This window comes from Rhizobium sp. FKL33 (assembly GCF_005222915.1).
Lineage (GTDB): Bacteria > Pseudomonadota > Alphaproteobacteria > Rhizobiales > Rhizobiaceae > Rhizobium_E.
Window position 1 is genome coordinate 75,035 of record NZ_STFX01000022.1, and the last position, 12,336, is coordinate 87,370.

At 62.0% G+C, this 12,336-nt stretch carries 14 protein-coding genes; 4 read left to right on the forward strand and 10 right to left on the reverse strand.

Annotated features, from left to right (window positions below; all coding sequences use genetic code 11):
- Nucleotides 1-65 precede the first annotated feature (65 nt).
- From E8Q41_RS14410 to E8Q41_RS14415, 3 genes are all read right to left on the reverse strand, one after another.
- The gene (locus tag E8Q41_RS14410) at nucleotides 66-1,439 is read right to left on the reverse strand and encodes a 3-deoxy-7-phosphoheptulonate synthase class II (protein ID WP_137156241.1); all 1,374 of its coding nucleotides are present in this window, start codon (nucleotides 1,437-1,439) and stop codon (nucleotides 66-68) included.
- A 161-nt stretch (nucleotides 1,440-1,600) separates the two neighbouring features.
- Complete coding sequence (locus E8Q41_RS25585; protein ID WP_170976484.1) at nucleotides 1,601-1,777, reverse strand: hypothetical protein; 177 nt, start codon at nucleotides 1,775-1,777, stop codon at nucleotides 1,601-1,603.
- A gap of 117 nt (nucleotides 1,778-1,894) precedes the next feature.
- The gene (locus E8Q41_RS14415; protein WP_137156242.1) at nucleotides 1,895-2,788 is read right to left on the reverse strand and encodes a LysR family transcriptional regulator; all 894 of its coding nucleotides are present in this window, start codon (nucleotides 2,786-2,788) and stop codon (nucleotides 1,895-1,897) included.
- 145 nt (nucleotides 2,789-2,933) lie between these two features.
- Between E8Q41_RS14415 and E8Q41_RS14420 the strand changes: the two genes are divergently transcribed.
- Entirely contained in the window at nucleotides 2,934-3,158 is a 225-nt protein-coding gene (locus tag E8Q41_RS14420; protein WP_137156243.1) for a hypothetical protein, read from the forward strand.
- On the opposite strand, the gene gor is transcribed toward E8Q41_RS14420, so the two are convergent.
- The 3 genes from gor to rpiA form a co-directional block, all read right to left on the reverse strand.
- The gene (gene gor, locus E8Q41_RS14425) at nucleotides 3,128-4,516 is read right to left on the reverse strand and encodes a glutathione-disulfide reductase (protein ID WP_137156244.1); all 1,389 of its coding nucleotides are present in this window, start codon (nucleotides 4,514-4,516) and stop codon (nucleotides 3,128-3,130) included. The genes E8Q41_RS14420 and gor overlap by 31 nt on opposite strands.
- A gap of 107 nt (nucleotides 4,517-4,623) precedes the next feature.
- A complete protein-coding gene (locus E8Q41_RS14430) occupies nucleotides 4,624-5,157 on the reverse strand; it encodes a DUF2059 domain-containing protein (RefSeq protein ID WP_137156245.1) in 534 nt (177 codons plus the stop codon).
- 23 nt (nucleotides 5,158-5,180) lie between these two features.
- Complete coding sequence (rpiA, locus tag E8Q41_RS14435) at nucleotides 5,181-5,873, reverse strand: ribose-5-phosphate isomerase RpiA (RefSeq protein ID WP_137156246.1); 693 nt, start codon at nucleotides 5,871-5,873, stop codon at nucleotides 5,181-5,183.
- 196 nt (nucleotides 5,874-6,069) lie between these two features.
- Between rpiA and E8Q41_RS14440 the strand changes: the two genes are divergently transcribed.
- Both E8Q41_RS14440 and E8Q41_RS14450 read left to right on the forward strand, forming a co-directional pair.
- Nucleotides 6,070-6,744, forward strand: coding sequence for an HAD family hydrolase (locus tag E8Q41_RS14440; protein WP_137156247.1), 675 nt, complete (start codon nucleotides 6,070-6,072; stop codon nucleotides 6,742-6,744).
- Nucleotides 6,745-7,065: 321 nt separating this feature from the next.
- Nucleotides 7,066-7,491 (forward strand): type II toxin-antitoxin system VapC family toxin, encoded by a 426-nt coding sequence (locus tag E8Q41_RS14450; protein ID WP_137156249.1) that lies wholly within the window; start codon nucleotides 7,066-7,068, stop codon nucleotides 7,489-7,491.
- Between the two features lie 78 nt (nucleotides 7,492-7,569).
- On the opposite strand, the gene E8Q41_RS14455 is transcribed toward E8Q41_RS14450, so the two are convergent.
- Nucleotides 7,570-9,489, reverse strand: coding sequence for a L,D-transpeptidase family protein (locus tag E8Q41_RS14455; protein WP_170976485.1), 1,920 nt, complete (start codon nucleotides 9,487-9,489; stop codon nucleotides 7,570-7,572).
- A gap of 296 nt (nucleotides 9,490-9,785) precedes the next feature.
- The gene (locus E8Q41_RS14460) at nucleotides 9,786-10,133 is read right to left on the reverse strand and encodes a metalloregulator ArsR/SmtB family transcription factor (protein WP_137156250.1); all 348 of its coding nucleotides are present in this window, start codon (nucleotides 10,131-10,133) and stop codon (nucleotides 9,786-9,788) included.
- Between the two features lie 185 nt (nucleotides 10,134-10,318).
- Between E8Q41_RS14460 and fumC the strand changes: the two genes are divergently transcribed.
- Nucleotides 10,319-11,707 carry a class II fumarate hydratase gene (fumC, locus tag E8Q41_RS14465; protein WP_137156251.1) on the forward strand — a complete coding sequence of 463 codons (1,389 nt, stop codon included), beginning with the start codon at nucleotides 10,319-10,321 and terminating at the stop codon, nucleotides 11,705-11,707.
- A gap of 21 nt (nucleotides 11,708-11,728) precedes the next feature.
- On the opposite strand, the gene E8Q41_RS14470 is transcribed toward fumC, so the two are convergent.
- The gene (locus E8Q41_RS14470; RefSeq protein WP_137156252.1) at nucleotides 11,729-12,016 is read right to left on the reverse strand and encodes a type II toxin-antitoxin system RelE/ParE family toxin; all 288 of its coding nucleotides are present in this window, start codon (nucleotides 12,014-12,016) and stop codon (nucleotides 11,729-11,731) included.
- The gene (locus E8Q41_RS14475) at nucleotides 12,009-12,278 is read right to left on the reverse strand and encodes a type II toxin-antitoxin system ParD family antitoxin (protein WP_137156253.1); all 270 of its coding nucleotides are present in this window, start codon (nucleotides 12,276-12,278) and stop codon (nucleotides 12,009-12,011) included. The genes E8Q41_RS14470 and E8Q41_RS14475 overlap by 8 nt, the downstream gene beginning before the upstream one ends.
- Nucleotides 12,279-12,336: the final 58 nt, after the last annotated feature.

The window sequence follows — 12,336 nt, forward strand, 5'->3', positions numbered from 1 at the left end:
CCTCGCGCAAGCCATCAAAAAAGGCGGCCCGGGAGCCGCCTTTTTCATGTCTTGTCAGTCTCGCCTCAGGCGTTGACGGCCAGCTTCTGTTCGTCGCGGCCGGACTTGAGGTTCTCGGCCAGCAGGAAGGCCAGTTCGAGAGCCTGGTCGGCGTTGAGGCGCGGATCGCAATGGGTGTGGTAGCGATCCTGCAGATCTTCGCCGGTCAGCGCGCGAGCGCCGCCGGTGCATTCCGTTACGTCGTTGCCGGTCATCTCGATATGGATGCCGCCCGGATGCGTGCCTTCGGCGTAATGGATGTGGAAGAAGTTCTCCACTTCCGTCAGGATCCGGTCAAACGGCCGGGTCTTGTAGTTGTTGAGCGTGATCGTGTTGCCATGCATCGGATCGCAGGACCAGACCACCTTGCGGCCTTCGCGCTCGACGGCGCGGATGAGGCGCGGCAGGTGCTCGGCGACTTTGTCATGGCCGAAACGGCAGATCAGCGTCAGACGACCGGCTTCGTTGGCCGGGTTCAAAATGTCGATCAGCTCGAGCAGGCCGTCGGCGGTCAGCGAAGGGCCGCATTTCAGGCCGATCGGGTTCTTGATGCCGCGGCAGTATTCGACATGGGCGTGATCCGGCTGGCGGGTGCGGTCGCCGATCCAGATCATATGGCCCGAGGTCGCGTACCAGTCGCCAGACGTCGAGTCGACGCGGGTCAGCGCTTCCTCATAGCCGAGAAGCAGCGCTTCATGGCTGGTGAAGAAATCGGTTTCGCGCAGGCTCGGATTGTTTTCCGGGGTAATCCCGATCGCCGCCATGAAATCCATGGTCTCGGAAATGCGGTCGGCGAGCGCGCGGTAGCGTTCGGCCTGCGGGCTGTCCTTGACGAAGCCGAGCATCCACTTGTGCACATTGTCGAGATTGGCGTAGCCGCCCATCGCGAAGGCGCGCAGAAGGTTCAGCGTCGCAGCCGACTGACGGTAAGCCATGATCTGGCGTTCCGGGTTCGGAATGCGGGCTTCCTCGGTGAATTCGATGCCGTTGATGATGTCGCCGCGGTAGCTCGGCAGTTCGACGTCGCCCTTCTTCTCGATGCCCGAGGAGCGGGGTTTCGCGAACTGGCCGGCGATACGACCGACCTTCACGACAGGCTTTTGCGCGCCGAAGGTCAGCACGACGGCCATCTGCAGGAAGGCGCGGAAGAAGTCGCGGATCGTGTCCGCGCCATGTTCCGCGAAGCTTTCAGCGCAGTCGCCGCCCTGGAGCAGGAAGCTCTCCCCATTGGCGACCTTGGCGAGCGAGGCCTTCAAACGCCGCGCCTCGCCTGCAAAAACAAGCGGCGGAAACTTGGCCAGACGAGCTTCCGTAGCCTCAAGTTGAGACAAGTCCGGATACTCCGGAACCTGCTGAATGGGCTTAGACCTCCAGCTAGACGGGTTCCAATTCTGTGCCATGATACTCACCTGTTCGATGTGGATATACCGCGGGCGTGAAACGCCAGCCCGCTGATCGGCGGGCTTATACATATTAAGGAAGCGTTTGCAAAGCCTTCAGGGCCGGCAAATCCACGCTTTCAGCGCCGTTCGATGAACGATGCGTTCAGCCCGCCACGGCTTCACACGCCGGATTGATACAGCGCCACGGCCACGGCGACCACCGCAATCAGCGGAAACAAAAGGAAACTGATGAAACCGAACCCGCTGCGCTGCGCATCCAGCATGCGGTCTTCGCCCATGCCGGTGGTGTCGGGGTATGCAGCCGGTCCAGGCCGGATCTTGCTTGCGCCTGCCATTGTCAATCCTCCGCTGTCATCATGCCAGGGTTATCGCGTCCGCCGTCTCCTCCCGTCGGGCGCGAAGCATTGATGGCTATTAATTTAGCAGATTTTACGGCCCTTCGCAGAAAAACTTCAGCCGCCTGCTGCGGCGGTCGAGCGGGCATTGCCGCTGTCGCCTGCGAATGCGCCGTGATGGGTCTTGAGCAAGTCCGCGATGCGATCGAGAACGATGCGAACTTCCGGGCGCTTGCGGTCGTCGTCATTGGCGACGATGAACAGGGGATGGTCGAGTTCCGCGATCGGCTCGCCCCGGCGCGCGAGCGCCGGATCGGCGTCGCCCACGAACAGCGGCAGCACGCCCAGCCCATGCCCCTTGCGGATCAGCCGCAGCAGAAGATCCGGACTGCTGGCCCAGGTCATGATCTGGTTCTCGTGCTGTTCGAACACCCAGCGATCGGCGGCCGAAGCGGCGCTTTCCGTGCCCAGCGACACCCAGCGGTCTGTCGCCGCAACTGTCATCGCCACCGCCCCATAGACGCCATAGCGCATGCTCACGCTCGGGCGGACGGCGAAATTGCCATTGTCGGGGCGGACGGCGAGGATCGCCACATCCGCCTCGCGAAAGGTGAGATCGAGACCGGTATGGGCGGATTTACAGCAGATGCGGAAGGCGTCGTCCTGCCCGCGAATGGCCTGGGCGTGATCGGCGAGGAACCCGGCGATCCAGGCGTCGCCGGCGATCGACACGATCGGCAAGGCGAAGGCGTCGCGCTGCCAGTCGAGAATGCTGTCGGCGGCGCGGCGCATTACCCGGACATGGTCGAGCAGCACCGTTCCATCATGCGCCAGCCGATAGCCCTGCGGACCGCGAACGAACAGCGTCCGACCGAGCTGCCGTTCGAGACCCAGCATGCGCCGGCCAATCGTCGGCGCGCTGACGCCGGTGGCGATCGCCGCGCCGGTCAGCCCGCCCTGGGTGGCCACATGAAAAAACAGGTCGAGATCGTTCCAATCCGCGCCGAGCATGCCGGTCTCCTTTGCGGGCCAGCATAACACGACTGTCGTCGCGTTGAACATTTCGGCGATGAAATGGGCTTTTCATCCTTGCGTCTACGTCGGCGGCGAGCCCTGCCCTACGTTGGGAATACAGACAATCGGCAGGAGAAACGCCATGCCCTTCTCGGATCCCTTCGCCCCGCGCAAGCCCATCAAGCCACACGCAAACACGGCCTTTCAGGACCCTCTGGAACGCGACGAATGGCGTGGGCTCCTCTGGCTCACGCCTTTCCTCGTTCAACTCACCCGCAGCGGGACGGCGGGCATGGTCGAGCCGGCGCGAAAGCCGCGCCGGCTCGACGTCAGCGTTCAGACCCGTTCGCCGTTCTTCACCCGGTAGCTCGGGGAATACATGGTCACCAGTTCCTCGGCGGCGGTGGGATGCACCGCCATGGTGCGGTCGAAATCATCCTTGGTGCAGCCGGCCTTCAACGTGATGCCGAGAAGCTGCGCCATCTCGCCGGCGTCATGGCCGAGGATATGGGCGCCCACCACCTTGCGGTCGGCGGCGTTGACGATCAGCTTCATGATCATCCGCTCGGCGCGGCCCGACAGCGTCGCCTTCATCGGACGGAATTCGGCGCGGTAGACTTCGAGCTCTTCGAAGGCCTTGGCCGCCTGCTCCTCGCTCATGCCGACCGTGCCGATTTCCGGCTGCGAGAACACTGCGGTGGCGATGAGGTCGTGATCCGGCGAGGTCGGATTGTTCTTGTATTCCGTCTCGATGAAGCACATCGCTTCGTGGATAGCCACCGGCGTCAGCTGCACCCGGTCCGTGACATCGCCGAGCGCGAAGATGCTCGGCACATTGGTGCGGGAATACGGATCGACGATGATCGCCCCGCGCTCGTTGACGGCGACGCCGGCCTGTTCGAGGCCGAGCCCCCTGGTATTGGGCGAACGGCCGATCGCCAGCATCACCTGGCCGACCTCGAGCGTCTTGCCTTGCTTGGTCTTGGCGATGAGCTCCCCCTCGGCCTTCTTCTCGACGCTCAGGATCACATCCTCGCAGAGAATGTCGATGCCCTTGGCCTGCATGGCAGCATGCAGCCCGCGCCGCATGTCCTGGTCGAAGCGCGACAGGATTTCCCTGCCGCGATAGATCAGCGTCGTCTTGACGCCGAGGCCATGGAAAATATTGGCGAATTCCACCGCGATATAGCCGCCGCCTTCGATCAGGATGGCCTCGGGCAGCTCTTCGAGATGGAAGGCCTCGTTGGAAGAGATGCAATGCTCATGGCCCGGCAGAGCGACATGCGTGGTGGGAGCACCGCCGACGGCGACGATGATCCGCTCAGCGGTCACGGTCTTGCCGGTCGCCTTGATCAGCACCGTATGGGCGTCTACCAGTTCGGCGCGGCTGTCGATCTGCTCGGCGCCGGCATTGGTCAGGCCCTTGCGGTAGAGGCCTTCGAGACGAGTAATCTCCTGGTCCTTGGCGGCCACCAGCTTCTTCCAGTCGAAGCGCGATTCGCCGACCTCCCAGCCAAAACCGGCCGCGTCCTCGAAATGCTCGTGGAACTGCGAGGCGTAGACGAACAGCTTCTTGGGCACGCATCCCCTGATGACACAGGTGCCGCCGAAACGGTATTCCTCGGCGATGGCCACTTTCTTGCCGAGTGAGGCCGCCACGCGCGCCGCGCGCACGCCGCCCGAACCGCCGCCGATGACGAAGAGATCATAATCGTAACTGGACATTGCATTCCCCACTGAAACTGCCGGCCTCCCGATTGCTCATATGGCGGCTCTGCAGGCAAAAGAAAAGCCCGCCGTGGGGGCGGGCTTGGATGGTCGCGCTGACAGTCTTACTGCTTAGGCGTTTCGGCCTTCTTTTCGGCCGCGATGGTCTTTTCCAGCGCCGCATCGGTGTTGGCCGAGAGGTCGCGGCTGATGCCGTTCGCCCAGATGTCGGCGGCCTTCGAGAGCTGGCGGATAACCAGCGGGCCGTCCTTCAGGAGCTTCTGGCCGGCCGGGCTGGAATAGAAGGCGGCGATCTGGTTGAGCTCTTCTTCGGAGAAGGTCTTGGCGTAGATCGCAGCGGCTTCCTTCTCGAGATCGGCGCGACGCGCGGCGATTTCCAGCGCCTTGGCGTCGACGGTGTCGTTGATCAGCTGCTCGTAATTCGGCGAGCTCTGGATCAGCGTACCCTTGAGACGCTGGGCGATATTGGGAAGGATCGCGTCGAACGGCTCGGTGATCTTGATGGCGTTCATCGCCGCACGGGCCGCCTTCAGATGCGCTTCCGAGATGTCGTCATCGGCGACAGCCATGGACGCGCCGAACCCGAACATCATGGTCGCGACCACAGCCGCACGTCCGATCCTGTCAAACTTCATCATGGACACACTATCTCCTCGTCAGATTAGACCGCGATGGTCCGCGCAGCTTGCGGACCCGCGATGATGGCCAGGGAGGCCATATTGATGAACAGCCCGTGCTCGACCACGCCGGGGATCGAATACAGACTCGCCGACAGCGCCTCTGCATCAGAAATACGGCCAAAAGAAGCATCGAGAATGTAATGGCCGCCATCGGTTTCGTAAGCGTCCTCGCTCCGCCTGCGCAGCGCGATATCCCCGGTCAGGCCGAGTCGCGAAGCGCATCTTTCCACCGCGATGCGGGTGGCGGCGAGGCCGAACGGATTGACTTCGATGGGCAGCGGAAACTTGCCGAGCGTGTCGACGACCTTCGTTTCGTCGGCGATGACGATCATGCGGGCCGACGCCGCCGCGACGATCTTTTCGCGCAGAAGCGCGCCGCCGCCGCCCTTGATCAGGCGCAGCTGGCTGTCGACTTCGTCGGCGCCGTCGATGGTGAGATCGAGTTCCGGCAGTTCTTCCAGCGAATTCAGGGGAACGCCGAGCTCCAGGCAAAGCCGCGCGGTGCGTTCCGAGGTCGGCACGCCGCGAACCTCGAGACCCTCTGCGACCTTTTCGGCCAGCAGCCGGACGAATTCTTCTGCGGTGGAGCCAGTGCCGATTCCGAGGCGCATGCCATGCTCGACATGCTTTAGCGCCTCTTGGGCGGCGATGATTTTCATATGCCGGGCGTCCATCCGCCAGGATCTCCGATTGATCGTGGACGGGCTTTTACACGAGCTTGTGAGCGAGCGGAAGAAGCAAAGACGAGTTTTGCATGTCCCGCTTGCCGGTCGGACATGACCAATATCAAGACGACCGTGACGGCGGCGCGATTTACACGGGCCACGGCGATGTTTATCAAGGCCTCATTCTTTGTGAGGGAGTCTGCCCGTGCCGCGCCTGCTTGCCGTATTCGATCTCGACGGAACCCTGATCGACACTGCCCCCGATCTGATCGACAGCCTGAATTTCACCATCGCCGCGCGCGACCTGCCGCCGGTCGGCTACGAGGATCTCACCCATCTGGTCGGCCACGGCGCCCGGGCCATGATCGAACGCGCTTTCGCGCTGCGCGGCCAGCCGCTCGCGGAAGACGAATTCCCGCCGATGCTGGAACGCTTCATCGACCATTATCGCGGCGGCATGCCGGGCAAGAGCAAGCCGTATCCGGGTCTCGTCGAGGCGCTCGACCGTCTGGCCGCAGCCGACGTCGCCCTCGCAGTCTGCACCAACAAGATGGAAGGCCTCGCCCGTCCCCTGCTCGAAGGCCTCGGCCTCGCCGACCGCTTCGCCGCGATCACCGGCGGCGACACCTTCACCGTCCGCAAGCCCGACGCCGCCCATCTCCTCGGCACGATCGAACGCGCCGGCGGCGATCCTGCCCGCACAGTGATGATCGGCGACAGCCTCAACGACATGAAAGTCGCCCAGAACGCCAGGATCCCATCCATCGCCGTGCCCTTCGGCTATTCCGACACGCCGGTCGAAAATCTCGGTCCGAGCGTGGTGATCGGCCATTTCGACGAGCTGACGCTGGAGTTGATCGAGGGGCTGGTTGCCGGCTGAGACATTGGCCGAACCGAAGAGGCGGTTGTAAATTCGCGGATTTGCCCTCATATTCGAACAAGACACATCCGAGAGGGCGCACATGGCCTCCCTGACGATCCGAGATCTGCCGGAAGACATAGAACAAGCCCTGAGCCGTAGGGCGGCTCAGAACGGTCGAAGCACGGTCGAGGAAGCCCTCACCATTCTGAGGCGTGAAACCGGTGCGGCCCGACCGTCAGGTCTTGGCGCTCTGCTCGCCGACATTGGGCGCGAAGCCGGGAACGGCGAAGACGCGCCTTTCGACGTTAGAAGCAATATGTTGCCTCGCCCACCGTTCGAATGATCCTGATTGACACCAATGTGATTTCCGAAGCGTGGAGACCGGCGCCGGCGGCGGAAGTGATCGCGTGGCTCGATCATCAAGCGCTTGACCACCTGTTTCTGTCCGCCATCACGGTGGCTGAACTCAGATATGGGGTGAGTATCATGCCGCAAGGAAAGCGCAGACAAGTTTTGGAGTGGCGACTGGAGGAGGAAGTCCTGCCTCTGTTTGCGGAAAGGATCTTGCCTTTCGATCTCCTCGCATCCGCCGCCTACGCGTTGTTGATGTCCTCGGCGAAGCGAAGTGGACGAGCAATCTCCTTCGCAGATGGCTTGATCGCCGCGACAGCCATGTCACGCGGGTTTTCGGTCGCAACCCGCGATTTGTCTCCTTACCAAGCGGCAGGTATCAACGCGATCAATCCTTGGCATTTTACACCCTAAGAGGCGGCTCGCCACTCTCACGAAAACACATAAGGCGGCCCGAGAGCCGCCTTGTGTCAATCAGATCAGTCCATTGCCTCAGCCTTGACCGTGGCGCGCCTTGCGCGTCGCGTCCAGCGCGCGACCGAGATACATGTCGCGATCATAGACATCGTCGAAATATTCCACCACGCCGTCCTTGTTGGGGAAGGCGGTGAAATAGGAGACGTAGACCGGAAATTTCTCCGGCACCTTCATCTGATGATTGCGCCCCAGGGCGATCTGCTTGTCGACATCGGCGACGGACATGTTGAGGACGGCGGCCGCCATCTTCTTGGGGTCGACCAGGCGGACGCAGCCATGGCTGAGCGCACGCATGTCGCGGGCGAAGAACTTCTTCTGCGGCGTGTCATGCATGTAGATCGCATGCGAATTCGGGAACATGATCTTCAGCTGTCCCAGCGCATTGTCGCTGCCCGGCGGCTGGCGCACATCCACGGAGTCGGTGGTGTTCCAGTCGATATCGGTGGAGGACACCTGCTGGCCGCCGACCGAAGTCTCGTAGCCGAGGCGATCGAGATAGCTCGGATCCTGGCGGAGCTTCGGCAGCATCTCGTTGACGATGATCGAACGCGGCACGCCCCAATAGGGATTGAACTCGACGATCTCGATTTCATCCTGGAAGAAATAAGTCTGGTTGCTCTTGGAGCCGACCACGACCTTCATCTCGAACTGTTCGCGGCCCTCATTGTAGTAATAGGCCTCGAAAGCCGGCTGGTTGATGAACACATAGCGCGAGCCGAAATCCCTCGGCAGCCAGCGCATCTGCTCCATCGCCACGACGAGCTTGTAGATCTTGGCGCCCTGGCTATCGCCGCCGCTCAGCACGCGAATGGTGCCGCGGCCGACAACGCCATCGCCCTTCAGGCCGTTTTCGGTCTGATAGGCTTTGACCAGGTCGACGATCTCGGGCGAATAATCGGCCTCGCCCTGATAAGAGGCGAGCGTCAGCGAGTGATCCAGCTTCAGTTTGTCCGAACCGCGCTGGCGGATCGCCGCCACGACATTGGCGAGCTCCGGATTGACTTCGCCCGGCTTGATCAGCGTGCCCGGCGCGATTTCCACGCGCGCTTCCTGCTCGCCGTCGACGGTTTTCAGTCTGGCGAGTTCGGCTTTCAGAGCCTGATATTGCGAGTTCTGCGGGTTGCGGCTGACGAGATAGGCCTTGATGTCCGCCGACAGGGCCGCGTTGGTCAGCGCGGCGCCGAGATTGACGGTCTTGCGCTTGAAATCGTAATAGCCCGAAATCCGGTTCGGATCGATGCGGCCGCGCTGGGCGTCCTGCACATAGGTCAGCACAGCGGCGGAGAGTTCGATTTCGAACTGCATCAACTGCTTCTGACGCGCGGCCGGATCGGCGTCGGTCAACGCGCCGTCGGGATCGGTCACGGCGTAATCTGCGGGATCGAGGCCATCGGCGCCGGCTTCGGCGAGAGCGGCGATCGCATCGCGCGCCTTGGCGGTCGCGCCATTGGCGTCGACCCAGAGCAAGCCCTGATGCTTGGCGTAATAGGTCTCGATGGCCGTCGCCACTTCGTCCGGCGCTTTGACGCGGACGTCAGCGATGAATGCGCGCGGGTCGGCGCTCGCGTCGAAAGCGGCAGGCGCGGACACGGTCTGGATCGAGCCCGTCGCGTCCGGCTGCGAGATCTGCGTCGCCGAAGCCGACTGGCTCGCCGTCGCGAATTTGGTCGCAGCGATCCAGCGCAGCGCATCGGCCTTGTAGACATTGTATTTCGGCCCGGTCACCTTGGGCAACGGCTTGGCCGGCGCTGCGGGATCGGGAAATGAATTCAGATCGTCGTCGAGCGAGCCGGCGAAGGGCTGCTGCGGACGCTGGGCGACCTTGTTGCCCTTGAGGAAGTCCAGCAATGTTGCGGCGCCGGCCGGCGCAGTGCTCATGCCGATCGCGCCAGCCATGGCCAGGGCGACGATCGCTGTGGTAGTCTTCATCTTCATTTTGCTATCATTCCCGACGACGAGACGCCGTCACCCCAAATCAAGTTGATGTCAGACTAGCGGATCGCCAATCCCTTGAAAAGAAAACGGATGACCGGTCGACTTCATTCATGAGGTCACAATTTTGTGACGTGTTTTGGGCAAGCCCGATTTCAGGCGATCACAACACACTGATAACCTTAATTTATTGTTAAACCGCCTGCTGCAGGGGCGTTGAGGCGCCCATCAGAGGGCGCCTTTGTTCCCAGAGTTCGTTTTGCAAAAGCTGTGGCTAAAATGGCGCAGACGCGCGCCCGCTACTTGCGGATCTTCAGCGTATCCAGCGCTTTTCGACAGAGATCGGGGCTGCGACCGCAGCAATCCTGCATCAGAAAGCCCAACAATTCCCCCATGGCGGGAATTTCAGCGAAGTAGCGGATATTGCGTCCTTCCCGCTGCGCGCGGATCAGGTGAGCCGCCGACAACATTGTCAGATGCTGCGACAGGGTGTTGGGTCTGAGTTCGAGCGCCACGGCGATTTCGCCGGCATTGAGACCCTCGCCGCCAGCGGTGACCAACAGCCTGAATATATCGAGACGGCCGGCATGCGACAATGCCGTCAGCTTGCTCAGAACCGGTTGCTTGTCTGTCTCGATCTCGTCCATGGCTGCTCGGCTCTCTGTCGCCGTCCCCGCTCCAGCGCATATAGGAAGCCGGAGCGCCGCTTGCACGTAAAATCTTCCACGGCGCGAACAGACTGTCGCCAGTCTGACGTTAGACTGACCTCTTCCCTTCCCGGCGCCGCGGGACTAGACAGTTTTAACTGGACTCGAAAACGAAGGATTTAGCCATGCCGACACGCATCGAAACCGACACTTTCGGCCCCATCGAGGTGGAGGACGACCGCCTCTGGGGCGCGCAGGCGCAACGCTCGCTCGGGAACTTCCGCATCGGCTGGGAGAAACAGCCCGTGTCGATCGTAAAAGCGCTCGGCGTCGTGAAGCAAGCGGCCGCCCGCGCCAATGTCAAACTCGGCCAGCTGGACCCGAAACTTGGGGACGTCATCGTTGCGGCGGCGCAGGAGGTGATCGACGGCAAGCTCAACGATCATTTCCCGCTGGTGGTCTGGCAGACCGGTTCCGGCACCCAGTCGAACATGAACGCCAACGAGGTGATATCCAACCGCGCGATCGAAATGCTGGGCGGCGTCAAAGGCTCCAAGAAGCCGGTTCACCCCAACGACCACGTCAATATGAGCCAGTCGTCCAACGACACCTATCCCACGGCGATGCATATCGCCTGCGCTGTCGAGATCGCCCATCACCTGATCCCCGCCCTCACCCATCTGCACAAAGCGCTGGAGGCCAAGTCGAAGGAATTCGACCACATCATCAAGATCGGCCGCACCCATACCCAGGATGCGACGCCGCTGACGCTCGGCCAGGAATTCGGCGGGTATGCCGCGCAGGTCCATTCCGCCATCAAGCGAATCGGCGACACGATGGGCGGTCTGCTCCAACTCGCCCAGGGCGGCACCGCCGTCGGCACGGGTCTGAACGCGCCCGTCGGATTTGCGGAACTGGTGGCGGAAGAGATCGCCGGCATCACCGGCATGCCCTTCGTCACCGCGCCCAACAAATTCGAGGCGCTGGCCGCCCATGACGCCATGGTGTTTTCGCATGGCGCGATCAACGCCGCCGCCGCCGCTTTGTTCAAGATCGCCAACGACATCCGCTTTTTGGGCTCTGGCCCGCGCGCCGGCCTCGGCGAACTGGCGCTGCCCGAAAACGAACCGGGCTCCTCGATCATGCCGGGCAAGGTCAATCCGACGCAATGCGAAGCGCTCACCCAGGTTTGCGCCCATATCTTCGGCAACAATGCCGCGATCACCTTTGCCGGCAGCCAGGGCCATTTCGAGCTGAATGTCTACAATCCCGTCATGGCCTATAACTTTCTGCAATCGGTGCAACTGCTCGGCGACGCCGCTCTCTCCTTCACCGACAATTGCGTGGGCGGCATCACCGCGCGCGAGGACAATATCCGCCAGGGCGTCGAACGCTCGCTGATGCTGGTGACGGCGCTCGCCCCCGTCATCGGCTACGACGCCGCCGCCAAGATCGCCAAGACCGCGCACAAGAACGGCACGACCCTGAAAGAGGAGGCGCTGGCCACCGGCCTGGTGACGGAAGCGCAATATGACGAGGTGGTCCGGCCGGAGAAAATGGTGGGACCGGGCTGAATATAAGACAGTGCGCGACGTTTAGAGCCAATTCTGAACGTCGCGGCCGCCGTAGACGATGGACGCGACGAATATCTCGTCGTCCCGAGGCTCATACAGAATGATGTAGTCGCCGACGGTAAGAAAACGCGTCTTCTCCCCCAACTCAGCTTTCTGCGGTCCGATGTGTGGATGGTCGCTGGCGAGCTCCATCTTCGTGAACATCCGCAGGATGAGCTTGTCGGCTGCGGCCTCGTTATGAACGGCAATGGAAAGCCATATCTCTCGTAGATCGTCTTCGGCCTTGGGGCTCAAGACGACGTCAGGCATCTCGCTGGCGCTTAGCTTTCAACGAAGCAAGAAACTCATGCGGATCAACTTTCCGCCCTGGCCCGCTCGCCACACCTTCTTCATAGGCTGTGCGCAATCGGTCTAGAAATTGGCTGCGCCGACGTTCAGACCACATTTCAAGAGCAGCCTCGACGACAACTTCGGGCGAAGAATAGTCGCCAGAAGCGACTGCACTACTGATATCGTCGGCAACGGCCTCCGGCAGGGTGATCGTCAACTCTTTGCCAGCTTTCGCGTTCATGCCCAAAGCGTAGCAGATACGGACCCACGTCTCAACCGGCGCGCAAGCCCGAATGACG

Bases quoted from the DNA above. Each gene is read 5' to 3' on its own strand.
- E8Q41_RS14410 (WP_137156241.1), bottom strand. From the start codon at position 1,439: ATGGCACAGAATTGGAACCCGTCTAGCTGGAGGTCTAAGCCCATTCAG.
- E8Q41_RS25585 (WP_170976484.1), bottom strand. From the start codon at position 1,777: ATGGCAGGCGCAAGCAAGATCCGGCCTGGACCGGCTGCATACCCCGAC.
- E8Q41_RS14415 (WP_137156242.1), bottom strand. From the start codon at position 2,788: ATGCTCGGCGCGGATTGGAACGATCTCGACCTGTTTTTTCATGTGGCC.
- E8Q41_RS14420 (WP_137156243.1), top strand. From the start codon at position 2,934: ATGCCCTTCTCGGATCCCTTCGCCCCGCGCAAGCCCATCAAGCCACAC.
- gor (WP_137156244.1), bottom strand. From the start codon at position 4,516: ATGTCCAGTTACGATTATGATCTCTTCGTCATCGGCGGCGGTTCGGGC.
- E8Q41_RS14430 (WP_137156245.1), bottom strand. From the start codon at position 5,157: ATGATGAAGTTTGACAGGATCGGACGTGCGGCTGTGGTCGCGACCATG.
- rpiA (WP_137156246.1), bottom strand. From the start codon at position 5,873: ATGGACGCCCGGCATATGAAAATCATCGCCGCCCAAGAGGCGCTAAAG.
- E8Q41_RS14450 (WP_137156249.1), top strand. From the start codon at position 7,066: ATGATCCTGATTGACACCAATGTGATTTCCGAAGCGTGGAGACCGGCG.
- E8Q41_RS14455 (WP_170976485.1), bottom strand. From the start codon at position 9,489: ATGAAGATGAAGACTACCACAGCGATCGTCGCCCTGGCCATGGCTGGC.
- E8Q41_RS14460 (WP_137156250.1), bottom strand. From the start codon at position 10,133: ATGGACGAGATCGAGACAGACAAGCAACCGGTTCTGAGCAAGCTGACG.
- fumC (WP_137156251.1), top strand. From the start codon at position 10,319: ATGCCGACACGCATCGAAACCGACACTTTCGGCCCCATCGAGGTGGAG.
- E8Q41_RS14470 (WP_137156252.1), bottom strand. From the start codon at position 12,016: ATGCCTGACGTCGTCTTGAGCCCCAAGGCCGAAGACGATCTACGAGAG.
- E8Q41_RS14475 (WP_137156253.1), bottom strand. From the start codon at position 12,278: ATGAACGCGAAAGCTGGCAAAGAGTTGACGATCACCCTGCCGGAGGCC.